Source organism: Corynebacterium sp. 2571A, assembly GCF_055700935.1.
This window is the reverse complement of the sequence record NZ_JASTTE010000001.1, coordinates 377,149-400,315: the sequence shown is the minus strand read 5'-3', so window position 1 is coordinate 400,315 and position 23,167 is coordinate 377,149. Positions and strand designations below refer to the sequence as shown.

Annotated in this window: 23 protein-coding genes; 3 read left to right on the top strand and 20 right to left on the bottom strand. The window is 67.4% G+C overall.

Annotation, left to right across the window (positions count from 1 at the left end; genetic code table 11):
* The first annotated feature begins 25 nt into the window (after positions 1-25).
* Entirely contained in the window at positions 26-1,333 is a 1,308-nt protein-coding gene (locus tag QQS53_RS02035) for a class I SAM-dependent methyltransferase (RefSeq protein ID WP_472774276.1), read from the top strand.
* A 143-nt stretch (positions 1,334-1,476) separates the two neighbouring features.
* On the opposite strand, the gene rpsI is transcribed toward QQS53_RS02035, so the two are convergent.
* The 6 genes from rpsI to eccCa form a co-directional block, all read right to left on the bottom strand.
* Positions 1,477-2,016: a 30S ribosomal protein S9 gene (gene rpsI, locus QQS53_RS02030; protein ID WP_070769167.1), complete on the bottom strand. Its 540-nt coding sequence runs from the start codon at positions 2,014-2,016 to the stop codon at positions 1,477-1,479.
* Positions 2,016-2,459, bottom strand: a complete 444-nt coding sequence (gene rplM / locus QQS53_RS02025; protein WP_070769166.1) for a 50S ribosomal protein L13 — start codon at positions 2,457-2,459, stop codon at positions 2,016-2,018. Before rplM ends, rpsI begins: the two co-directional genes overlap by 1 nt.
* A gap of 281 nt (positions 2,460-2,740) precedes the next feature.
* On the bottom strand, positions 2,741-3,028 hold the full coding sequence (locus QQS53_RS02020; RefSeq protein WP_472774275.1) for a WXG100 family type VII secretion target: 288 nt from the start codon (positions 3,026-3,028) through the stop codon (positions 2,741-2,743).
* Positions 3,029-3,104: 76 nt separating this feature from the next.
* Positions 3,105-3,422: a WXG100 family type VII secretion target gene (locus QQS53_RS02015; protein ID WP_368520803.1), complete on the bottom strand. Its 318-nt coding sequence runs from the start codon at positions 3,420-3,422 to the stop codon at positions 3,105-3,107.
* A gap of 206 nt (positions 3,423-3,628) precedes the next feature.
* Complete coding sequence (locus tag QQS53_RS02010; RefSeq protein WP_472774274.1) at positions 3,629-4,678, bottom strand: type VII secretion-associated protein; 1,050 nt, start codon at positions 4,676-4,678, stop codon at positions 3,629-3,631.
* Positions 4,675-8,292: a type VII secretion protein EccCa gene (gene eccCa / locus QQS53_RS02005; RefSeq protein WP_472774507.1), complete on the bottom strand. Its 3,618-nt coding sequence runs from the start codon at positions 8,290-8,292 to the stop codon at positions 4,675-4,677. Before eccCa ends, QQS53_RS02010 begins: the two co-directional genes overlap by 4 nt.
* Before the next feature lie 312 nt (positions 8,293-8,604).
* Here eccCa and eccD point away from each other — a divergent pair, with 312 nt between their 5' ends.
* Together eccD and QQS53_RS01995 are read left to right on the top strand one after the other, a co-directional pair.
* Complete coding sequence (gene eccD, locus QQS53_RS02000) at positions 8,605-10,083, top strand: type VII secretion integral membrane protein EccD (RefSeq protein ID WP_472774273.1); 1,479 nt, start codon at positions 8,605-8,607, stop codon at positions 10,081-10,083.
* Positions 10,080-11,273 (top strand): S8 family serine peptidase, encoded by a 1,194-nt coding sequence (locus QQS53_RS01995; protein ID WP_472774272.1) that lies wholly within the window; start codon positions 10,080-10,082, stop codon positions 11,271-11,273. Before eccD ends, QQS53_RS01995 begins: the two co-directional genes overlap by 4 nt.
* Here QQS53_RS01995 and eccB read toward each other — a convergent pair.
* From eccB to QQS53_RS01925, 14 genes are all read right to left on the bottom strand, one after another.
* On the bottom strand, positions 11,267-12,559 hold the full coding sequence (gene eccB / locus QQS53_RS01990) for a type VII secretion protein EccB (RefSeq protein WP_472774271.1): 1,293 nt from the start codon (positions 12,557-12,559) through the stop codon (positions 11,267-11,269). The two genes, QQS53_RS01995 and eccB, sit on opposite strands and share 7 nt — an antisense overlap.
* A gap of 114 nt (positions 12,560-12,673) precedes the next feature.
* A complete protein-coding gene (gene truA / locus QQS53_RS01985) occupies positions 12,674-13,600 on the bottom strand; it encodes a tRNA pseudouridine(38-40) synthase TruA (RefSeq protein WP_472774270.1) in 927 nt (308 codons plus the stop codon).
* A gap of 547 nt (positions 13,601-14,147) precedes the next feature.
* Complete coding sequence (gene rplQ, locus QQS53_RS01980; protein ID WP_472774269.1) at positions 14,148-14,690, bottom strand: 50S ribosomal protein L17; 543 nt, start codon at positions 14,688-14,690, stop codon at positions 14,148-14,150.
* Positions 14,691-14,754: 64 nt separating this feature from the next.
* Complete coding sequence (locus QQS53_RS01975; protein ID WP_070768227.1) at positions 14,755-15,765, bottom strand: DNA-directed RNA polymerase subunit alpha; 1,011 nt, start codon at positions 15,763-15,765, stop codon at positions 14,755-14,757.
* 66 nt (positions 15,766-15,831) lie between these two features.
* Positions 15,832-16,437 (bottom strand): 30S ribosomal protein S4, encoded by a 606-nt coding sequence (gene rpsD / locus QQS53_RS01970; protein WP_070768226.1) that lies wholly within the window; start codon positions 16,435-16,437, stop codon positions 15,832-15,834.
* A 23-nt stretch (positions 16,438-16,460) separates the two neighbouring features.
* A complete protein-coding gene (gene rpsK, locus QQS53_RS01965; protein WP_070768225.1) occupies positions 16,461-16,865 on the bottom strand; it encodes a 30S ribosomal protein S11 in 405 nt (134 codons plus the stop codon).
* Between the two features lie 3 nt (positions 16,866-16,868).
* Entirely contained in the window at positions 16,869-17,237 is a 369-nt protein-coding gene (gene rpsM, locus QQS53_RS01960; RefSeq protein ID WP_472774268.1) for a 30S ribosomal protein S13, read from the bottom strand.
* Between the two features lie 182 nt (positions 17,238-17,419).
* Positions 17,420-17,638, bottom strand: a complete 219-nt coding sequence (gene infA, locus QQS53_RS01955; protein ID WP_004566852.1) for a translation initiation factor IF-1 — start codon at positions 17,636-17,638, stop codon at positions 17,420-17,422.
* A 256-nt stretch (positions 17,639-17,894) separates the two neighbouring features.
* Positions 17,895-18,755, bottom strand: coding sequence for a L,D-transpeptidase (locus QQS53_RS01950; RefSeq protein WP_472774267.1), 861 nt, complete (start codon positions 18,753-18,755; stop codon positions 17,895-17,897).
* Between the two features lie 146 nt (positions 18,756-18,901).
* Positions 18,902-19,699 (bottom strand): type I methionyl aminopeptidase, encoded by a 798-nt coding sequence (gene map, locus QQS53_RS01945; RefSeq protein ID WP_472774506.1) that lies wholly within the window; start codon positions 19,697-19,699, stop codon positions 18,902-18,904.
* 16 nt (positions 19,700-19,715) lie between these two features.
* Positions 19,716-20,261, bottom strand: coding sequence for an adenylate kinase (locus tag QQS53_RS01940; RefSeq protein ID WP_290224745.1), 546 nt, complete (start codon positions 20,259-20,261; stop codon positions 19,716-19,718).
* On the bottom strand, positions 20,261-21,586 hold the full coding sequence (secY, locus tag QQS53_RS01935; RefSeq protein ID WP_472774266.1) for a preprotein translocase subunit SecY: 1,326 nt from the start codon (positions 21,584-21,586) through the stop codon (positions 20,261-20,263). The genes QQS53_RS01940 and secY overlap by 1 nt, the downstream gene beginning before the upstream one ends.
* A gap of 258 nt (positions 21,587-21,844) precedes the next feature.
* Positions 21,845-22,510: a response regulator gene (locus QQS53_RS01930; protein WP_472774265.1), complete on the bottom strand. Its 666-nt coding sequence runs from the start codon at positions 22,508-22,510 to the stop codon at positions 21,845-21,847.
* The gene (locus tag QQS53_RS01925) at positions 22,510-23,151 is read right to left on the bottom strand and encodes a sensor histidine kinase (protein WP_472774505.1); all 642 of its coding nucleotides are present in this window, start codon (positions 23,149-23,151) and stop codon (positions 22,510-22,512) included. The genes QQS53_RS01930 and QQS53_RS01925 overlap by 1 nt, the downstream gene beginning before the upstream one ends.
* Positions 23,152-23,167 lie beyond the last annotated feature (16 nt).

Below are 23,167 nucleotides of genomic sequence, written 5' to 3'. Positions count from 1 at the left end.
CACGAAAGAAAGGAAGCCCTATCCCATGCCCGGTAAGTTTCAGCCGATGACGGTAGCCGAAATCATCGATGCACTCGTCCCTGCCGCCAACCCCTTCTACTGGACCGCGTTCGATGGTTCTTCCACCGGCAACCCGGATTCCCAGTATCACGTGTCCATCAACAGCGTAGAGGGGCTTTCCTATATAGCCACCTCGCCGGGCGACGTCGGCCTGGCCCGCGCGTTTATCACCGACGGAATTACGGTCAAGGGCGAGCACCTGGCGCACCCCTACGGCATCTTCGACGCCCTACACGAGATGTACCGGAAGTTCGAGCGGCCGGATACCAGCACGCTGCTGAAGATCGTGCGCTCGCTGGCCTCGATGGGGGCTATCCAGGTCCAGCCGGTGCCGGAGTCCGAGCGCGCCGGCCGTTTCGAGCGCATGCTGCGCCAGGGCCTGTCGCGGCACTCCAAGGAACGCGACGCGGATGTCATCTCCGACCACTACGACGTGGGCAACGACTTCTACGAGCTCTTCCTGGGCGATTCCATGACCTATACCTGCGCCTACTACCCCAGCCCGGACGCGTCGCTGGAAGAGGCCCAGGACAACAAGTACCGGCTGGTTTTTGAGAAGCTGCACCTGAGCGAAGGCGACCACCACTTAGACATCGGCTGCGGCTGGGGCGGCATGGTCCGCTACGCGGCCCGGCGGGGCGTGAAGTCCATCGGCGTGACGCTCTCGCGCGAGCAGGCCGAGTGGGGCCAGAAGAAGATCCTGGAGGAAGGCCTCGAGGATCTGGCCGAGATCCGCTACATGGACTACCGCGACGTGCCGGAGGAAAACTTCGACGCCATTTCCTCCATTGGCCTAATGGAGCACATCGGCGTGAAGAACTACGCCAGCTACTTCGACTTTTTGTCCGGCAAGCTGCGCGAGGGCGGCGTGATGGTCAACCACTGCATCACCTACCCGGACAACCACAAGACCCCGCGCGGTTCCTTCATCGACCGCTATATCTTCCCGGACGGGGAGCTGACCGGCTCCGGCACCATCGTCCGCAAGATGCAGGACCACGGCTTCGAGGTCTTCCACGAGGAAAACCTGCGCTTCGACTACATGCGCACGCTGTCGGCCTGGTGTGAAAACCTCAAGAACAACTGGGAGGAGGCCGTCAGCCTGGTCGGCCTGCCGACCGCCCGCCTGTGGGGCATGTACATGGCCGGCTCCCAGTGGGGCTTCGAGCACAACATCGTCCAGCTCCACCAGGTGGTGGGCATCAAGCTGGACAAGACCGGTTCCCGCTGCGGCACCCCGGAGCGCCGCTGGTGGAACGACTCGGTCTTCTAAACCCTTACCGTTCTAGGCCCCGGCCAGGGCCCCGGGTGTCCTAGGCCCGGCCAGGCTTTTGGGGCCCAGATAACACAAACGCCGCTTGGGCTTCCCGGAAAGGGAAGGGCCCAAGCGGCGTAAGTGTAAGTACCAGCGAAGAATTAACGCTTGGAGTACTGCGGGGCACGACGTGCCTTGTGCAGACCAGCCTTCTTGCGCTCGACGGCACGGGCGTCACGGGTGAGCAGGCCGGCCTTCTTCAGGGCGGCGCGGTCAGCCGGGTTGTAGACGTTGAGTGCGCGGGCGATAGCCAGACGCAGAGCGCCGGCCTGGCCGGTCGGGCCGCCGCCGTTGACGGTAACCTTGATATCGAACTGGTTCTCGCGGTCCAGCAGGGTCAGCGGAGTGAGGATGTCCTGCTGGTGCAGCTTGTTCGGGAAGTAGTCATCCAGGGTGCGGCCGTTGACCACGATCTCGCCGGAGCCGGCGATCAGGCGGACACGAGCGACGGCGCGCTTACGGCGGCCGACGGTCTGGATCGGACCCTCGTGGATGGCCGGGGCAGCAGCCTCGGTCTCCTCGGCGGACTCCGGAGCAACGACGTCACCGATGGTGTTGGTGAACTCTTCGGTTGCGGCGGCTGCGGCTGCGATGTCGGCAGCGTCTGCCACGTTGTTATCGATGTTGTTCTGCTCGGTCATTACTGTGCCACCTGCTTAAGCTCGTAGGATTCCGGCTTCTGGCCGGCGTACGGGTGCTCCTCGCCTGCAAAGACGTGCAGCTTGCGGGCGGAAGAACGGGAAAGCTTGTTGTGCGGCATCATGCCGGTGACAGCTTCTTCGATAACGCGAACCGGGTTGGCGTCCAAAGACTGACCCAGGGTCATGGTCTTCAGACCACCCGGGTAGCCGGAGTGGCGGTAGCGCTTTTCGCGGTCACGCTTGTTGGAAGAGATGTGGATCTTGTCAGCGTTGATGATGATGACGTGGTCACCACAGTCAACGTTCGGTGCGAACTGCGGCTTGTGCTTGCCACGCAGCAGGTCTGCCACGGTGGAAGCGAGCTTGCCCAGCACCACGTCAGTAGCGTCGATGACGTACCACTTGCGGGTGATGTCACCGCTCTTAGGGTGGAAAGTAGACAAAATGACTCCTTGAAAGTCTGTCTCGGAACTGCCGGCCAACGCCATGGTCCTTCAACTGCGCCTAGATACAGCGGCCGGTGGAGACCTGCACTAGGCGCCGCGTCCAGCCCCAAAGCAGGGCTGTGCCGCTCAGACACATAGGTCTACTACTCTAGTAGTTTCGCCCCGAAATCCCAAAACGCCGCTCAACAGCGGCAACACTCCCCTGCCCCACGCAAAACCCGCCTTCCCCTTTGAGCGGGGAAGGCGGGGTGACAGGCGGGATTGTGTGGTGGGTGCGTTTAGCCCCAGCTGGCGGCGGCGCGGCGGTTGACGTCGCTCATGGCGTCGTTGCCCTCGGAGACAGTGCGGGAGATGGTCATCAGCACCTGGTTGAGCTCCAGGGCGGCGTTGTCCCACTTGCGCTGGGCCTGCTGGTAGGCGGCCGCGGACTCGCCCTCCCAGGTAGCGGCCATGGGCTCGATGATGGACTTGAGCTCATCCAGCAGGCCGTTGATGCGGCCGGAGGTGGAGTTGATATCAGCAGCGGCGGCCTCGATGGCGCCGAATTCGTACTTGATAGCGGTCATGCGGGAATTTTTCCTTCCTGGTGTTTTTCTGGTGTGCGCTGGCGCGGTGGGATACCGCGTTGGGTGCTTTTGGCGGCTACAGGGCCAGGCCGGCGCCGCCGACGTTGTTGAGAACCTGCGCGTTCTGGGCCTCGACGTCGTCGAAGTTGCGGGCGTTGCTGCGGATGTTGTCCGAGATAGCGGACAGGGCCTCGCGCAGCTGCTGGGCGGAAGCGTTGTAGCGCTGCATCAGGTTGTCGAAGGACAGCTGCGCGCGGCCCTCCCAGCTCGCGCGGGTGCCTTCCACGACGTTGTGCAGGCGGGTCAGCTCGCCCTGGACTTCCTCATTGGTGGAATCGACATGCCCGGCCGTGGCCTGCATGACCTCGGCTTCGGTCTTGAACGTGGTGTGCATAGTGTTCGCCCCTCCTCGAACGGGTTGACAGTGTGGTGTCACGGTCTTGTGTCACGGTGTGGTGTGACGGGATTGATGTGTCGCGGTTGCTTGTCAGACTGGTGGAGGAAGTCCCCCGCCGCCGCGTTCTTTCCGACGCGGTGCCTTCCTCATCTTTATTGGACTGCCCTCTGGCTCATTCGGTTCCCGGAGTTTTTGAAAAAGTTTTAGCCCTCCCGGGACAGGGATTCTTCCGCCATGCGGCAGGCGGCTTTCTGCGCGACGCTGGGCAGCTGGCGGGTGTGGCAGCCCACGGACAGCTGGTGATCGCCGTCCACCCACGTCGTCCAGACCACGTGCGAGTCGTCGCCCGGCTTTTCCACGTAGGTCAGCCGGCCGTCGTGCTCCTGCGGGTGGGACAGGGCGTCGTCGCCGGCGATTTCTTCCTGGATCTCTTCCAGCAGGTATTCCGCGGGCACCGAATACAGCGGATCCGCGGCGAGAAGCACCCGCAGGTCCGGGTCCGGCCCCGTGGCCGTGACCAGCCCGTCGTCCTCGGCGGATTCCTCGGCGTGAAAGCCCTGCGGCAACTGCACCGACAGGCCCGCCGCGCTGAGCTGTTCCGGCGCGGGTGGCGGCTCGTTTGCCGGCCCCTCGCTGCCCGCCTCCCCGGGCGCCGGTGGTCCCGCACCCTCGTCGGCGGGAGCGGCCGCCACCGCGTTATCGGTTGCCCCATCGCCCGCACTCTCCTTGTTTGTTTCGCCGCCGCGGCCGACCACGAACCAGGCCACGCCGGCCACGATCAGGACCACCACGGCCAGCAGCACGTAGAAGGGCTGGAACCACCCGCCTTTGCTGGAGTCGTCCGCGCTCGGGCGCAGCGGCTCGGCGCGCGCTGCGTCCTGGTTTGGCCCGCCGGTATTGACGGACTCGGCCACGGGCGCGGGCGGGGCGAAGACCTCGGTCTCCGGGTGGGTGGCCCCGTGTTCGGCGGTGTCTACCACCGGCACCTCCCGGCCTTCGAGCTGCCGGGCGATAATGCTCACGGCTTCCGCTGAGACCGCAGTCGCGCTGGAGTCCGCGCAGACCTTCACGGGTGCCTCCGGCCAGTGGGCGCCCAGGATCTTCTCCGCCTGCTCGAGCGCGCCGTCGAGGGCCCAGCCCTCCACGATCCCGGTGCCGGGCAGGTCGTAGCGGTAGACGGTTTCCGGGCCTTCGAAAATGGTGGCGGTATCCAGGAAGGTGATGGTCAACAAAGCGGGTGCGGCGGTCGTCATGGCGTGTCCTTTCGGTTGCTTTCTGCTTGGCTACTCTCGTCTCGGTCTTCGGCGCCTGGTGGTGCGTCTTCTTGGTCGCCGTCGGCGTCTTCTTGGTCGCCGTCGGCGCGGATGACTTGGCACAGGCCCAGTTCCTCGCCGCGGACGTGGAAGCGGCCGCGGCCGGGCGGCTGGCGCTTTGGCTTCATGCCGAAGATGGGCCCCTCTTCCTTGTCGGCGTCCAGGAGCAGGACCGCGGGCTGGGTGTCTTTGAGCGCCGAGCAGAACTTGCCGAACAGGGCGCGGCCTATGCCGCCGGCCTTGCGGGCGAAGATGACGTGCAGGCCGATGTCCTGGGCGTGCGGGATGAGCTCCACCAGCGGGTGCAGGGCGGCTTCGCTGGTTAGCTCCGCGTCGTCGATGACCACGTAGATCTCCGGGCCGGCCCACCAATCGCGGGCGCGCAGGCGCGCCGGGGTGATATCCGGCCCCGGCAGGCGCTCGCGCATAGTCGCCGCGGTATCGCGCAGGGCCTTCTCCGCCGCTGCGGGCGTGGCGGCGTAGGCGGCGAGCATGTTTTCGTCGAGCGCGCCTAGGTGCGCCCGGCGCGGATCGATGACCACCAGGCGGGCGTCCTCCCGGGTCAGGGCGGCCACAGCATTAGCGATGGCGCGGACGAAGGTGGACTTGCCGGACCCGCTGGCGCCGACGCAGACCAGGTGGGCGCTGGTGGCCGGATCCCAGGCCACCGGATCCAAGTCGCGGCCGCCGATTCCCCAGACCAGCCCGGTGGTCAGCGCGTGCCGGGGCAAGTCGGCCGGGCGCAGCTGGTCGGGCAGGGTCTTGAGCCGGGGCACCGGGTCGCCGCCGCGGGACTGCAGGTGCGCCACGTCCTGGTTGGAGGTGCGTGCCAGCAGCATCATCTCCCCGTTCTCGGTGAGCCCGCGGCCGGGCAGGGCCGGCAGCTTCTGCTGGGCCTTGCGGTCCACCAGGGATTCCATGGCCTCCCCTAGGCGCAGCTCCAGCCGGTGGGCGATGAGGTCCCTAATCGACGGGCGCAGGGTGGTCCACCTCGGCGTGGATAAGACCAGGTGGACGCGGGCGCTGGGGCCGTCGGCGGCCAGGGCGGTGATCTTCTCGGTGAGATCGTTGAACTCCGCGCCGGCGGTGCCCACGTGGTGCCAGCCGTCCAGGACTAAGAAGGTGTGGCGGGGCTCGGGGCGCTCGACCAGGCCGGTGACCTCGTCGATGACGCGGCGGACCGTGTCCGGCTCGTCGCGGCCGGCCACGCCCGCCACGTGCGGCAGGCGGTCCAGGTTGGCTAGCGCCCCGCCGCCCAGGTCGATGACGTAGAAGCGGACGGCCTCGGTGCCGTGGGTCGCGGCCAGGGAGCCGACGATGGTGCGCAGCGCCATGGACTTGCCGGTTTGCGGACCGCCGCAGACGGCCGCGTGCCCGCCGGCGGTGGAAAAGTCCACCACCAGGGGATCCTGGCGCTGGTTGTAGGGACGGTCGATGAGCCCGACCGCGGCCTGCAGGTCGGTGGTCTGGCCGGCCCGGTGCAGGATGTCGGGCAGCTCGACCGCGGCGGGCAGCGGCGGCAGCCAGATGCGGTGGGCGCTGTGCCCGCGGTTGTCGGCCTCCGCGCGGGCGGCGGCCACGACCTCGTTGAGCAGCGTGGTGGACTCGTCCCAGACAAGCTCCGGCTCGTTGTCCTCCGCGGCGTGAGAGTCCCAGCCGTCGAAGACGGACACCCGCGCCGGCGGTGCGCTTGCCCCTTCGGCTGGGTCGGCCGGGCGAGCGAGCGGCCCGGAGACGTAGGTGGCCTGGAAGCGCTCCAGGGCGTCGCCGTTTGTCTTCAGGTAGCCGGCGCCGGGCTGGGCGGGCAGGTGGTAGGCATCGGTAGCGCCTAGGACCTGGCGGGACTCCGCGGCGGAGAAGGTCTTGAGCCCAATGCGGTAGGACAGGTGTGAGTCCAGCCCGCGCAGGCGGCCCTCCTCCAGCCGCTGGGAGGCCAGCAGCAGGTGGACCTGCAGCGAACGGCCCAGGCGGCCGACGGCGACGAAGAGGTCGGCGAAGTCCGGGTGCTGGCCTAGCAGCTCGGAGAACTCGTCCACCACGATGACCAGGGCGGGAAGCGGCGGGAACTGCTCCGGGTCGCGGCCGGCGTTGTAATCGCCGACGTTGGCGAAGTTGCCGGCCCGGCGTAGGATCTCCTGGCGGCGGTTCAGCTCCCCGGAGATGGCGTCGTACATGCGCTCGACCAGGACGGATTCTTCCTCCAGGTTGGTGATCACCGCCGCGGTGTGCGGCAGCTGCTCGCAGCCCAGGAAGGTCGCCCCGCCTTTAAAATCCACGAGCACCAGGTTCAGTTCCTCGGGCGAGTGCGTGGCCGCCAGCGCGGTGACCAGGCTGCGCAGCAGCTCCGATTTGCCGCTGCCCGTGGCCCCGATGCACAGCCCGTGCGGTCCCATGCCGCCCTGGGCGGACTCCTTCAGGTCGAGGTAGACCGGCTGGCCGCTCGGGTCCAGCCCCACCGGCACGTGCAGGCGCTGCGACCCGGCGCGCCCCGGCCAGAGGTTTTCTCCCCGCAGCTCGGCGATGTCGCGGTGCCCGAGCAGGGCCACCAGGTCGCCGCCGCCGGAGCCGAGCTTGGGCCCCGGCTCGGCCAGCGGGCGGCGGCAGCGGGCCATACGGCGGGCGATGAGCACCGCGCCGTCCTCCCCCAGCTGGTCCGCGCGCCCCAGCTCCTCCTCGCCCGCCGCGGTGGAGACCAGCAGCGTTGTGCCCGCATCCGGGCCCGCCCCGTCGCGCAGGCTCAGGCACAGCCCCTCGTGCTCGGCGCGCAGCCCGAGCGCGGTGTTACGCCGGGAGCCGACGTCGATGATGGTGGTTATCCCCTCCTCGTCGAGGAAGTCTTCCACCCCGGTGGTCGCCACCCCGTCGACGATGAGCACGCGGTAGTCCGCCTGCTCCGGCCGGCGGGCGTGCGGCAGCCACTTCACCCACTCCCATCCGGCCCCGCGCACGGAGATGCCCAGGGTGTCGGGCCCGTGCGCGCACGCCAGCTGGATGACGATGGCCCGCGCCAGGTCCGCCGCGCCCGCGCCCGCTATACCCAGCACGCCGAAGGCCTGGAGCTGGATGACCACGGGCATCTCCGGCAGGGTCTCGACCGCCTGGATGGTCCGACGCAGGCTGACCGCGCACACCGGGTCGAGGTCCTCCGCCGCGGCCGCCTCCGGCACCTGGATCTCCGTGGCCAGCTTCGTCTCGCCCACGCCAATGCGCACCTCCAGGGCGTCCGGGTCGTCCGCGCTGCGCTCCCACAGCCGCTGGTTGTGGACGAAGGCGGGAAGCTGCTCGACGGGCGGGTGGCGGTGCAGCTCGTGGGCCCGCTGCGCGGCGCCGTTGTCCAGGGCCTTCTCGCGCAGCGCCTTCAAGTGGCGCAGGTAAGTCCGCCGGGTCTCGTCCGGGTCCTGGCCGCCGGTGGACGGGCCGAACATCATGAACATGCTGGCCAGCATCATGATGGGAAACATCAGCATGAGCGGGCTGAAGGTGCGCTCCGGCCCGCCGCTTAGGACCATGAGCGCGACCATGCCGAGCATGGCTGCGACCATGACGATGGGCATGATGATGCGCACCAGCGGCACGGGCTGCTTGCGTTGGGCCTCCGGCACCGCCTCTGCGGTGATGGTGCCGGTCGGCGCCGGCGGCACCGGTTGGCGCTGCGTTAAGGTTGTTGGCTCGATTACTTGGATACTCTCGCGCTGATCCAGCACGGCTGTTACACCCCCGAAATGTTTGTGGCGGCCACCTCCCCTAGCGGTGGACACGCTGCCCACAGTAAGCCACAATTGAGCGCGACGGGCAAGGTGGGCAAGAAAATTTTTTAGCCACCGGCCCGAGAATTCGGGGATCTACTACTTCGGGGGTGAAGTGTTGTGAACGCTGCGATCAAGCATACCGTCCGCGTGACGGTGCGCGTCCACGCAGGTAATTTTCGGAAAGAGGCGGACCTGTCGCTGCCGGTGACCGGCAGCTTGGGCGAGATGATTGAGGATATCGGCTATCTGGTCGACTCGCCCCAGCTGTCCAAGCCGTGGCGGGCGAGCACCGCGGGCGGGCGCGGGCTGGACATGGCCCAGCCGCTGTCGGACACACGGGTCAAAGACGGCGCGGTCATCATCCTCAACCCTCAGGAGGACGCCCCGGCGCCGGTTATCCGCGACTCGGCGGAAGCGCTCGTGGCAGCCGGCCGCCCGGCGGAGCTTCACGGGCTGGCCGCGGTCTGGGCGGGTATCGGGCTGGTCGCCGTCGCCGCCCTGCTGGCGGTCGTTCTGCCCGCCAGCGCCGCGGTCGCCATCGCGCTGGCGCTGGGCACCGCGCTGGTTATCTACCAGCCCACGACCCGCCCCTTGGTCCCGGCGCTGGTCTTCGCCGGGGCGCTGGCCGGCTGGTGGGCCGTCGCCCCGCCGGGTGGGGCCCTCCCGCCCGCGTGGCAGGCGGCCAACCAGCAGCTGGACGGGCCCGCGCTGGTTGTGCACAGCGCCCTGTCCTGGGTGGTTCCTGCCGCGCTTAGTGATGCCGCCTGGGCGCTGCTGGCAGCGCTGTCCTGCGGGCTGGCCATGGTCTTGGTCTTCCACGTGACCGCCGTGGCTAGCCCCAAGTGCACGGCCGCCGCGCTCACCCTGGGCGGGCTGGGGTTGGTGGCGGCCGGTGGCGTGGCCATGCCGGGCGAGGCGCCCTTCGTCGCCGCCGGCGCCGCGGTGCTGCTTACGGTGGTCTGCCTCATCGCCGCCGCCCCGGGCGTGGTCACGCGGGCGGCGGGCCTGTCGGTGCCGCAGCTGCCGACCGCGGGCCAGGACTTGTCGGTCTCCGACGGGCACCAGCCGGACGTGGACGCCCGCGCCCGGCGCGCCCAGGAGCTCTACGCCGGGGTCTGCCTGGGGGCCGGGCTGGCCGCCCTGCCCGCGCTGGCGGCGCTGGCGCTGACCGGCACGGGCATTACCCCGGTCTACGAGGGGCCCTTCGGCACGCAGCTTAACGGGTCCGGCTTCGCCCAGGCGCTGTGCCTGTGCGTCGGCGGGGCTCTTATCATGCACGCGGTGCGGCACGGGCAGGCCAGCGCCGCGTGGTGCTTGTCCCTGTTGGCGGCCGCCAGCTTGCTCACCGCGTGCCTTATCCCGGTGCTGGCCAGCGCGCCGGCCAGCGGCGGCGACCCGCACCTGGCGATGTTCATCGTCGCGGGCGTCGCCGCGGCGGGCGCGCTGAGCACCCCGCTGTGGGCGGCGAAGGTGCCCACGGCGGAGCCGACCACCATCGTGTGGTGGGAGCGCGCCGAGGCGCTTGCCATCGCGACCTGCCTGCCCCTGGCCGCGCATCTCATCGGGCTCTTCGCCCTCCTGCGGGGGTTGGGATGATACGCCGCGGGGGAATAGCGACGAGGAGCGCGGCTGCGCTGCTCGCCGGCGGCTTTGTCGCGGGCGGGGCTGCCGTAGCCGCCGCGGCGGAACCGGACACCGCCTGCGCGGTGGCGGTGCCCACCGAGGAGGTCCCCGCCCCGACCGCCGAACAGGCCGACTACCGCGCCCGCCTGCACGCCCAGGCCACCGGGGACGGGGTGACCGTCGCGGTCATCGACACCGGCGTCCACCCGCACCCGCAGCTGGGCCAGCTGGACCCGGGCCCCGACTTCGTCGACCCGGAGGAACCGAACCCGTTCGAGGACTGCGACGCCCACGGGACTGTGGTCGCCGGGGTCATCGCCGCCGCCGACACCGGTGTCGCCCCCGGCGCCCGGGTGCTCTCCATCCGGCAGACCTCGGCGCACTACCGCGCCGCCGGCGGGAACGGCCAGGAGGATTCTGCCGCCGGCAACCTGGACACCCTGGCCGAGGCGATCGAAGCGGCCGTCGAGGAGGAGGCCGACGTGGTCAACATCTCGGTGGTCTCCTGCCTGCCCGCCGGCACCAACGTGGATACGGGACGGCTCGACGCCGCCCTAGAGCGCGCCGAGGCTGCCGGGACCGTGGTGGTCGCCGCCGCCGGCAACGCCGGCGAGTCCTGCGAGCGAGGCCATACCGTCTACCCGGCCCACGCCGCCACGGTCGTCTCCGTCGGCGCGTTGGCTGGCCCGCAGGCCCGCGCGGACTATTCCATTCCGCAACCAGACTCGGGACTGGCGCTGGCTGCGCCGGGCACGGTGCCGCTGGGCCTCGACCCCGGCGGGCAGGGCTGGGCCCGGGCGGTCGTTGCGGCCGATGGGACCGGCCCGCAGCGCGAGTTCACGGGCACCAGCTTCGCCGCGCCAACCATCACCGGCACCGCGGCACTGCTGCGGCAGATCCACCCGGGCGCCAGCGCCGCGGAGATCCGCGCGCTGCTGGCGCAGGCGGCCGAGCCCTCCCACGGCGGCGTGGATCCTTTGGCGGCCGTCAGCGCGCGCCCAGCGGATTACGCCGTGGACGAACGGGCGCTGGCCGTGGCACCGAGCGACGACGCGGTACGCCCGGCGACCCGGCGGGCCCAGCTGGTGCTACTCGGCCTGGGTGGTGCCGCCCTGGTGGCCGCGCTGGCCGGGGCCGCGCTCTGGCGCGAGCGCGCTCAGTAGCTTGCCTTAAGCGCTTCTTCCCGGCTGAGCTGGCTGCCGTCCGGCAGCAGCCGGAGGATCTGCCAGGGCGCCCGGGCGCCGGTGCCCGTGCCCAGGGCCTCCAGCGTGGCCTCGTCCTCCACGGAGTGCCGCAGCCCGTGCGCGGTGACCAGGTGGAAGCCGTGCTCGGAGCTTAGCCCTAGCCCGCCCTGGGGCAGGCCGCTGAAGCGGTCGGCCACGGCCGAGCCGGACAGCTCGATGGTGCCCTCCTGCGGCGGCGCGGCGGCCCCGCGGCCCTCGGCCGTCGCGCACAGCCACCCGTGGGCCGGGTCGATAAACTCGGGGGCCGCCTCGGGCAGCTGGAAGGCCTCCTGCGCCGCCGGGGCATCCGGCAGGGCGGCGACCTCCTCGTGGCTCAGGCGCTGCAGATCCGCGCCGGCATCGACCAGGGCGTCGGCCTGCGGCTCGGTCAGCGCGAAGACTCCCTCGTCCGCCTGGGCCCACAGCCCCTGGTCCCCGGTGCCGGTGTCGATGACGGCCGGCAGCGGGTCCGGGAATTCGACGGCAGGCAGCACCCGGAACGCGTTGAGCAACTCCGCGGGCAGCTCCCAGCGGAAGGTATCCGCGTCCACGCCCAGGGCGCGCCGTATGATCCGGCCCTCCGTCGTCTCCGCCGGCGGGATTTCGCGCCGACCGTGCGCGTCCACCAGCCAGTCCGTGTCCTCCGTTTTCACCCACGCGGCCTGCCCGTCGAGGAGGGTGTGCCCCTGGTTGGCGGTGACCACGATGTCCCCGGCGCTGAACTCGCGGGCGGCGTCGATGGTGATGACGAAGCCGGGGGTCTGGGCCGCGTCCGCGCCGGCGAAGCAGGCCAACCACTCCACCGCGTTTTCGGTGCCGGAGGCGGCGATAAAACCGGGCGCGTCCGCAATACCCAGCGGCACGCCCAGCTGCGCGTCGTCCAGGTGCCGGGTGCCGATGCGGGCCGGTTCCGCCGGCTCGCCGGCGATGATGCGGGCCGAGGCCAGGTTCGCCACCGGGTGGTAGGTGCCGTCGACGAGCACGAAGAGCTGCTTGTCCGCGGACTCCACGATGGGCGCCTCGCCGGGATTGGGCTCCGGCTGCAACCAGGCCAGCAGGGCCGAGCCTATGCCCACCAGCACCACGGCGATAAGCCCAAAGACAAGCGCGCGCCGGCGGGTGGACAGCGGGTCATGGATCATGCGGATATCCCCCATGACCAGGCCGTGCTCTACCCGCCTGCGCAGGAACTTGTGGCCGGATACTTGCGCTTTCGTCGTGGGCACTGGACGCGCCATAAATTATCCCCCCTGGATAGCCAGCGACACCCCATCGCTGCTGTAGAAACCGTACCGTCGGCAGGCACAAAACTCTGCCGCTGCCCGTCAGGGTAGCCGGGCTTAGCCCAGCTCGCTACCGCTGCGCTTGGCCCGGGTGGCCTCCGCCCGCGCGGAGAGCTCTTCCGGGGCCGGGTAGTCCACGCCCACCAGGCTGAGCCCCTTGGCAGGGGCGACCGGGATCTGGGAGGAGCGTTGACTCTCCGCGAGCATCGCCGTGGCGAAGTCGACGTCCCGGCGCCCCTGCCCCACCGCCAGGCAGCAGCCCACCAGGGAGCGCACCATCGACCAGCAAAACGCGTCGGCGACCACGTGCGCCTGGTACAGGTTCGGCTCGGTGGCCGTCGAGATATCCTCCCAGCTGAAGCTCTCCAGCTCGCGGATGGTGGTGGCGTGCGGCTTGGCCTTACAGAAGGCCGCGAAGTCGTGGAGGCCCACCAGGAGGTTGGCGGTCTGTTGCATGGCGTCGATGTCCACCGGCTTCGGCCAGACCGCGGTATCCGCCCGGCGCATGGGCAGCGCCCCGGCCGGGGAGGTGGTCACCCGGTAGAGGTAGTGCCGCCGCAGGGCCGAAAAGCGCGCGTCGAAACCGGCGGGGGCGAAGGCAACGTCGTGGACCCGGATATCGTCCGGCAGGAGCTTGGCCAGGCGGCGGACTAGCTTGCCCGGGTCCCCGTCGATGGAGCGTTGCTGCAGCGACTCCTCCGGGATATCGAAGTGCGCGACCTGGCCGGCCGCGTGCACGCCGGCGTCGGTGCGCCCGGCGACGGTCAGCTCGACCGGGTGGCGCAGGATCATCGTCAGGTTGTCCTCGATCACCGCCTGCACCGTGCGCAGCTCGCTGCCCTGCTGCGGCTTCTGCCGGGCCCACCCGTGGAAGCCGGTGCCGTCGTAGGCCACGTCCAGACGCACGCGCCGCACGCTCCCAGCGGGGGTGGGGTTGGCATTTTCCTCCGGGGCGGCCTGGCGGGGTTGCTCAGCAGAGTTCATAGGCCCACATGCTACCGCCACGCCGGGCCGGAAAAAAATTTTTGGGCCCGATTTCTTGGCACCTAGCGGGCATTATGTGGGATAGCTGAATGCGTGGGAACTGCATTAACAGCACCTTTACAGACTGACCTGCCACAATAATTGTCAGGCGCCAAGGGAAGGCGATAATCCCCTTTCCTTGGTGTGGATTTGAGAGATGGTCCTTGCGCCCCGCAGGGCGGCTGGTGACAGCCAAAGCGGGGCGGACTTCGCAGAGGCGGCTTGAACGGCCGCGGAGGAGTTTTCCTTTTCAAGCAGTGGCTTGGGGAACCTTAGAGAGACAGAGACAGCGAACCGCCGGTAGCCTTCGGGCCGCCGGCGGTTCGTTGTTGTATCGGCCGTCGTATCGCTCAGCGCGGTGCTACCCGCGCTGGGCGGTATCCCCCGCTGGGCGGTATCCCCCGCTGGGCGGTGTTGCTCATTGGGCGAGGGCGCTACGGCGCAAAGAAACCGCCCGGCCTCCCCGCGGGCGCGGAGTGGACGGGCGGGTTTACTGAGTAAGAAGGACTTACTTGTCCTCAGCCTCGGTCTCAGCCTCAGCCTCAGCGGAAGCCTCCTCGGCCGGAGCCTCGGTGGTCTCCTCGGCCGGAGCTTCCTCAGCGGTCTCCTCGGCCTTTTCAGCCTCAGCCTCTTCGGCCTCAGCCTGCTTGGAGGCGGCAGCGCGGGTGGCGCGGTTAGCCTCGGCGGAGACGGTCTCCTCGGTCACCAGGGAGATCTGGGACATCGGAGCGTTGTCGCCGGCGCGGTTGTCCAGCTTGATGGTGCGGGTGTAGCCGCCGTCGCGGTTAGCGAACTTCGGGGCCAGCTCATCAAACAGGTAAGCAACAACATCCTTGTGCGGGATGAGCTTCAGAACCTGGCGGCGGTCGGCAACGGAGCCGGACTTGGCCTTGGTGATGATCTTCTCAGCGTAAGGACGAAGCATCTTCGCCTTCGCATCGGTGGTCTTGATAGCGCCGTGCTCGAACAGGCTGACTGCCAGGTTGCTCAGCAGGTGAGCTTGCTGGGCAGCGGAGCCGCCGAGACGGGCACCCTTCTTCGGGGTAGGCATTATGTACTCCTCGTTAGCGTTTTAAATGAGCGCTGCAGCCGGCTGCGCCGGCGCACTAGCTTCTTTACTCGGAATCGTCTGCAGCCGGATCCTTAAAGTCACCGGTTTCAGCGTCGTAACCTTCCAGCTGGGTGGGGTCGAAGTCTTCCGGAGTGTCCTTCAGAGCCAGACCCAGGTTAGCCAGCTTGATCTTTACCTCATTGATCGACTTCTGACCGAAGTTGCGGATATCCAGCAGGTCGGACTCGGTGCACTCGGCGAGCTCACCGACGGTGTGGATTTCCTGGCGCTTCAGGCAGTTGTAGGAGCGAACGGAGAAGTTCAGGTCCTCAATCGGCTTGCTGTAGGCAGCGATGAACTCCGTCTCCTGCGGGGACGGGCCGATCTCGATGCCCTCGGCGGCCGTGTTGAGTTCGCGCGCCAAGCCGAACAGCTCGACCAGGGTGCCACCGGCGGAAGCCAGGGCGTCGCGAGCGGTGATGGAGTTCTTGGTCTCCACGTCGATGATCAGCTTGTCAAAGTCGGTGCGCTGCTCAACACGAGTTGCCTCGACCTTGTACGAAACCTTGAGGACCGGGGAGTAGATCTGGTCGACCGGGATGCGGCCGATTTCCCCAGACGTAGCGGCGGCCGGCACGTAGCCACGGCCGCGCTCTACGACGAGCTCCATGTCCAGCTTCGCGGTGTCATTCAGGCTGGCGATGTGCAGATCCGGGTTGTGGATCTCCACGCCGGCCGGCGGCTGAATGTCGCCCGCGGTGACCTCGCCCGGGCCTTCCTTGCTCAGGTACATAACGACCGGCTCCTCGGAGTCGGAGGACAGTACCAGGCCCTTGATGTTCAGGATGATCTCGGAAACGTCTTCCTTGACCCCGTTGATGGTGGTGAATTCGTGGAGAACGCCATCAATCTTGACGGAAGTCACGGCCGCGCCCGGGATGGACGACAGCAAGGTGCGACGCAGGGAGTTGCCGAGGGTGTAACCGAAGCCCGGCTCGAGCGGTTCGATGACGAACTTGGAACGAGACGAGTCGATGAACTCCTCGGAGAGCTGAGGACGCTGGGAAATGAGCATTGAAATTCTCCTTTTCGACGCCCGCTATATGACGTCGGTAGAGGGATAAAGATGACTTTTCGAAGTTTACTTCGAGTAAAGCTCGACGATGAGCTGCTCCTGCAGCGGGATGTCGATCTGTGCGCGCTCGGGCAGCTGGTGCACGAGGATGCGCAGGGTCTCCGGAACGACCTGCAGCCATGCCGGAACGTTGGCGTCGGCCAGGCGGTCCTGGGCCTCTTCGAACCATTCCATCTTCTGGGAACGCTCGCGGACATCGATGATGTCGTACTGCGTCACGCGGAAGGACGGAACGTTGATGTTCTTACCGTTGACGGTGAAGTGGCCGTGGGAGACCAGCTGACGGGCCTGGCGGCGGGTGCGAGCCAGACCAGCGCGGTAGACCACGTTGTCCAGGCGGGACTCCAGCAGGATGACCAGGTTGTCACCGGTCTTGCCCGGCAGACGGTTGGCCTCTGCGTAGTAGCGACGGAACTGACGCTCCAGGACACCGTAGGTGTACTTTGCCTTCTGCTTTTCCTGCAGCTGCAGCAAGTACTCGGATTCCTTGATCCGGTTGCGGCCAGCCTGTCCCGGGGGGTACGGGCGGCGCTCAAACGCCATATCGCCGCCGACTAGGTCGACGCGGAGACGGCGGGATACACGGGTAGCGGGGCCGGTATAACGAGCCATAGTTTAGTTACCTCTTCCTTCCCTTAAACGCGACGACGCTTCGGCGGACGGCAGCCGTTGTGCGGCTGCGGAGTCACATCCGAGATCGAGGACACCTCCAGGCCGGCGGCCTGGAGCGAACGGATTGCGGTTTCGCGGCCCGAGCCCGGGCCCTTAACGAAAACGTCAACCTTCTTCATCCCGTGCTCCATCGCCTTGCGGGCGGCGGACTCGGCAGCCATCTGGGCTGCGAACGGGGTGGACTTACGGGAACCCTTGAAGCCGACGTGGCCGGAGGATGCCCAGGAAATCACAGCACCGGTCTGATCGGTGATCGAGACGATGGTGTTGTTGAAGGTGGACTTGATGTACGCGTGGCCCTGGGCCACATTCTTCTTTACGACGCGACGGCCGGAACGGCGGGCGCCGGAACGAGTCTTTGGAGGCATGAATTACTTCTTCTTTCCTGCGATCGTCTTCTTCGGACCCTTACGAGTACGAGCATTGGTCTTGGTGCGCTGACCATGAACCGGCAGGCCACGGCGGTGGCGCAGGCCCTGGTAGCAGCCAATTTCAATCTTGCGGCGGATGTCGGCCTGTACCTGGCGGCGCAGATCGCCTTCTACCTTGTACTCAGCCTCGATCGCGTCACGCAGTGCCGACAGCTGGTCATCATCCAGGTTGTCGGTACGCAGGTCGGGAGAGATGCCGGTCTTTTCCAGCAGTGCCTTGGCACGGGTGTGCCCGATGCCATAGATGTAGGTGAGAGCGATCTCCATGCGCTTATTGCGCGGGAGATCAACACCAGCTAGACGTGCCATGTGGCTTGTCCTTTCGGGTTTTTACGGTGGTTTTCTCCCTACCCGTCCCCTACCATTTCGCGCGCTGTCCGGACCGTGCCGGTGCCAGCGCGAAATTGTGGTGGGGCTCAAGCCACCGTGGCCTGAGGTGGAAAAAGGCGACCGACCTTGCGGCCGCCCCTGGGTAAGGAGGCTTACTGTCTTTACTTGTAGCGGTAGACGATGCGTCCGCGGGTCAGGTCGTAAGGAGACAGCTCAACAACTACCCGGTCCTCGGGGAGGATGCGGATGTAGTGCTGACGCATTTTGCCCGAAATGTGGGCAAGAACCTTGTGTCCGTTGTCTAGCTCGACACGAAACATTGCATTCGGCAAGGGCTCGATGATGCGGCCCTCGACCTCAATTGCGCCTTCCTTAGCCATAACCTCAACTTTTCTAGCCGCTGGCGACTAACCAAAGCGACTGCATGTATTTGTCTACTGCCTGGCGTTTAACGTGCGGGAAGTTCCGCACACATACACCAAACAAAGAGCATACGCGTTAACGACACGAATTCCAAACCCGTGCCACCACCCTGGTGCAGGATCCCAGCCGGCAAGCGCCCGCGAAAAGGCCCGCCCCGCGCCATGAAAGGCGGTGCGGGGCGGGCCGGGGAAGTTTCAGATGTCGAAGCTTCGCTTAGTAGATGAAGACCTTGTCACCAATCTGCAGGTCGTTGAAGTAACGGATAGCAGCCTGGTCCGGCAGGCGGACGCAGCCGGCGGAGTCGTAGGCCGGGTCGCCCAGGTGGAAGGCGTGGCCGTTGTTGGTGAAGTAGATGGCGTAAGGCATCGGGGCGTTGTTGAACTCGTAGGAGATCTCGTCCTTGATCTTACGGTTGACGTGGAAGGTGCCACGCGGGGTCTCCTGGCCCGGCTTGCCCGGGGCCATGGACGGGGCGACGTAGGTGACATCGCCGTTCTTCTGCAGCCAGGTGCGGCGGCCGTCCAGGTCGACGCAGACGGCGGCGTCGGCCGGGCACGGGCCGCGGTTGAAGGCGTTGCGCTGGCGCTCCTGCTCCGCCTTGCGGGCGGCGGCCTCGGCGGCAGCCTTCTCGCGGGCGGCCTGCTCAGCCTGGGCGCGGGCAGCGGCCTCGCGGGCGGCCTTGGCCTCGGCCTGCTTCTGGGCCACCAGGCCCGGGAACAGAGCGTTCAGGACGTTGTCGACGACCGGGCGCAGGGCGTTGGCGGCCTGCGGGTTGAGCTTGTTGACCTCGTCGAGCATCTGGTTGCGGGTGTTCCAGGCCTGCTCGCGAGCCCCGCCGAAGAACTTGTCAGCCTCGTCTTGGACCTGCTTGGACAGCTGGTCGATGCTCGGCAGTTCGGAGCTACCCTGGTTCAACTGAACCTGGGAGGACAAACGGGTCGGGTCCGGCATTTGCTGGGCCTGGGCGTTCGGTACGCCACCAATCAGGGTGACGGCCATGGCCACCGTGGCGGCCAGCGCGAGGGCGGCGCGACGGAAAGCCAGGGGGACGGCATTGAAGCGGAATTTCGACATGCTGAAAATTATAGACCTGTGCCCGAGGAATTTCCCAGCCGGGCGCGAACGTTACCAAATCGTAGCCGCGCACGGGCTATTCCCGCCCGGCGCCGCCGCGCGCTACCCGGGGGGGCTTTCGGGAGCCTGGCCCTAGTAAGGCCGGGCTATTTGTCGTAGCGCGGGGTCAGGATGCGCGGGCCGTCGGCGGTGGCGGCGACGGTGTGCTCCCAGTGGGAGGCCAGCGAGCCGTCCTCGGTAATGACGGTCCAGTCGTCGTCCAGAACCACGGAGTCTTCGGTGCCCAGCGTCAGCATGGGCTCGATGGCCAGCACGGAGCCTTCCTGGATATAGGGCCCGCGGCCCGGGCGGCCCTCGTTGGCCAGGTAGGGCTCCTCGTGCATGGTGCGGCCGATGCCGTGGCCGCCGTAGCCGTCGACGATGAACAGCTCGACGCCGAACTTCTCCTCGGCGGCCCAGGTGGCTAACTCGAGCGCGTGGGAGACGTCGGTCAGTCGGTTGCCCGGCACCATGGCTTGCAGCCCCTCGGACAGGACCCAGGCGGTGGCATCGTTCAGCTTGGCCGCCTCCGCGCTGACCTCGCCGACGGGGAAGGTCCAGGCGCTGTCCCCCACCCAGCCGTCGAGGGTGGCCCCGCAGTCGATGGAGACCAAGTCGCCTTCGGCCAGGACCGTCTCGTTATCGGGGATGCCGTGGACGATGACGTCGTTGACGGAGGCGCAGATGGACCCCGGGAAGCCCTCGTAGCCCTTAAAGGTGGGCTGAGCCCCGGCGCCGCGGATGAGTTCTTCCGCGACGGCGTCGAGCTCGAGGGTAGATACGCCAGGCGCCGCAGCCAAGCGCACGGCCTGCAGGGCCCGGCCGACGATTTCGCCGGCCGCCTGCATGGCGTCGAGTTCGCCCGGGGTGCGGGCGGGGATGCGTTTGCTGCGGCGCGAGAAGATGGAAATGGCTCTTAACCTACTTCCCCAGTGCTTCCATGGCGCGGGCGTTGATCTCTTCGACCTCGCCCTCGGCCTTGATCGGGATGATGGCGTCGCCGTAGTGCTGGATGAGCGGGAAGGTCTCATCGCGGTAGACACCCAGGCGGGTGCGGATGGTGTCCTCGGTGTCGTCCGCGCGGCCGCGGGCCAGCATGCGCTCGACCACGACGTCCTCGGACACCTCGAAGTTCAGCACGCCGTCCAGCTCTAGGCCCTTGTCGGCCAGCAGCTTGGTCAGGATATCGGCCTGCTCCACGGTGCGCGGGAAGCCGTCCAGCAGGAAGCCCTTGGCGGCGTCGTCCTGCTCGAGGCGGTCCTTGACCATGCGGGCGGTGACGTCGGTCGGCACGAGCTGGCCAGCGTCCATGTAGGACTTGGCTTCCTTGCCCAGCTCGGTGCCCTCACCGATGTTGGCGCGGAAGAGGTCACCGGTGGAGATGTGCGGGATGCCCAGCTTTTCGCTCAAGATAGCGGCCTGCGTGCCCTTGCCGGCACCGGGAGGTCCAAGGAGTACGTAACGCATTATTTCAACAGTCCTTCGTAGTTCGATTGCAGAAGCTGGGACTCAATCTGCTTGACGGTAGTCAAGGCAACAGAGACCATAATCAAGATCGCGGTACCACCGAAGGCGGTCATGCCGCCGCCCTGGGAGTGCCCCACGCCGAAGTCCAGCAGGATGTTCGGCAGGATAGCAATGATACCCAGGTAGGCAGCGCCCACGAACAGCAGGCGGTTCATCACGTAGCCCAGGTACTCGGCCGTCGGGCGGCCGGGGCGGATGCCCGGGATGAAGCCACCGTACTTCTTCATATTATCCGCTTGCTCCGCCGGATCGTACTGAACCGAAACGTAGAAGTAGGCGAAGAAGATGGTCAGCACGAAGTAGAGCACGATGTACTGCCAGGACGCCGGGCTCTGCAGCCAGGAGATGACGTTGCGCTGCCACCAGTTGTCCGGGGTGACCGCGTTGTTGGAGTTGACGATCTGGGTGATAAGCACCGGCATGTAGATCAGCGAGGAGGCGAAGATCACCGGGATAACGCCGGCCTGGTTGACCTTCAGCGGCAGGTAGGTGGAGGAACCACCGTACTGGCGGCGGCCCACCATGCGCTTGGCGTACTGGACCGGGATGCGGCGCTGGCCCTGCTCGATGAAGGTGATGCCGATGACCAGGACGATGACGCCGGCGACGATCATGGCGAAGACCAGGCCGCCGTTGTTCTGCAGGATGTTCATGCCGTCGGTAGGCAGACGGGTCGCGATACCTGCGAAGATCATCAGGGACATGCCGTTGCCGATACCCTTTTCGGTAATCAGCTCGCCCATCCACATCACGAGCACGGCGCCGGAGGTCATCACCAGCACCAGCACCACCAGGTCGAAGATGTTGCGGTCCGGAACCAGGACCTCCACGCCCTGGCCCAGCAGCTGCTGGCGGTCGGCCAGGGCGACGATGCCGGAGGACTGCAGCAGCGCCAGCGCCACGGTGAGGTAGCGCGTGTACTGAGTCATCTTGGTCTGCCCGGACTGGCCTTCCTTCTTCAGCTGCTCGAAGTGCGGGATGACCACGGTCAGCAGCTGCACGATGATGGAGGCCGTAATGTACGGCATGATGCCGATGGCGAAGACCGACAGCTGCAGCAGCGCGCCGCCCGAGAACAGGTTGATGACGGAGTACAGGTTGCCGGATTCTTCCGTCAGGTCGCGCAGACGGCCCGCGATGGCGCCGTAGTCGACGCCCGGGGACGGGATCTGCGCGCCGATGCGGTACGCGATGATCATCACGATCGTAAAGATGATCTTCTTGCGCAGATCGGCGTCCTTAAATGCCTGGATAATGGCGGACACTACACAATCCTCCTGGCCTACCGAGGGCGTCCGCAGAAAAATACCGCCCGCGCCTCGCGCGTGCCGGTGCCCTTCTACTGCCTCGAGGTGGATACTCATTTGACCCGCTGGGCACGGCCCGGCCGCCGCCCGCGGCGCGCGCGGTGAAGGCAGCCTGGTGAGCCCTCCGGGTGGGATGAACAGTTTTGACCCCATTACCCTACCAGCCGCAAAAGCATTAGCCCCAATAGCAGCGGCCTAAACGTGATTAGGCTCGCCTTAGCCGGGAAACTGGCGCTGGGCGAGGTAGCGCAAGATGGCCTTGACCCGCCGGTTTTCTTGCGCCGGGTCCAAACGCAGTTTCAGGAAGATATTGCTCACATGTTTCCCCACCGCCGCCGTCGATAGGAACAGCTTGGTCTCGATCTCCCGGTTGGACAGCCCGCAGGACATCAGCTCTAGTACCTCCCGCTCCCGCGGGGTGAGCTCGCCGATGCCGCTGCGCGCCGAGTTCATCAGCGCCTGCGCCACCGTCGGGTCGATGACCACGCCGCCGGCGGCCACGGTGTCCAGGGACTTAAGGAAGTCCGCCACTTCCGATACTCGGTCTTTGAGCAGGTAGCCGGTCCCGCCGTCGGTGTTATCGAAAAGCTCCACGGCATAGGCCGGGGCCACGTACTGGCTCAAGACCACGACCGCCAGGCCCGGAAACTCCTGCCGCAGGCTCACCGCGGTCCGCAGGCCGTCGTCGGCCATGCGCGGCGGCATCCGCACGTCCGTGATCACAACCTCGGGGAGCCGGCCGGTGGCGGCCAGCTCGCGCACCAGTCCGACCAGCTGGTCGGCGTCACTGGCCTGGCCGACGACGCGGTGGCCGCGGCGCTCCAGTAGCCCGGCCACGCCTTCGCGCAGCAGCGCGGAATCATCCGCGATAACAATCCGCATTATCCGATCCCCGTTTCTCCTCGTTCCAACAGCAACGGAATGACCGCCGCCACCCGCGTGGGTCCGCCCGCCGGCGAGTTCAGCTCCAGCCTGCCGCCGAAAGCCGCCAGCCGCTCGCGCATCCCGGCCAGCCCCCGGCCGCGGGCCAGCTCGGCCCCGCCCGGGCCCTCGTCCACCACGGTGATGCGCAGGTTGGCGTCGGCGGTGACCAGGACGCTGACCGCCGCACCCGGGGCGTGCTTGGCGGCATTGGTCATGGCTTCGGTGGCGAAGAAATAGGCCGCGGCCAAAATGCTGGGTTGCAGCTCCGGCAGCGGGTGCGGGGCGCGGACTGCGACGTGCGGGCCCAGCCCCGCCGCGGCATCGTTAAGCGCGGCGACCAGCCCGCGGTCCGTGAGCACCTGCGGCTGGATGCCGCGGACGGTCGCGCGCAGGCTGGCCAGCCCGTTATCGATGTCTTCCTTGGCCGCGCGCACCAGTTCTGCCTCGGTGCCGCCCAGGTCCAGCAGGGCCTCGCCCAGCTTGATGGAGGCCGCCACGAGGTACTGCTGGGTGCCGTCGTGCAGGTCCCGCTCGATGCGCTGGCGCTCGACTTCGTAGGCGTCCGCGATCGCCCGGCGAGCGCGGGTAAGCTCGGCCAGGCGCTGGGCTTGGGCC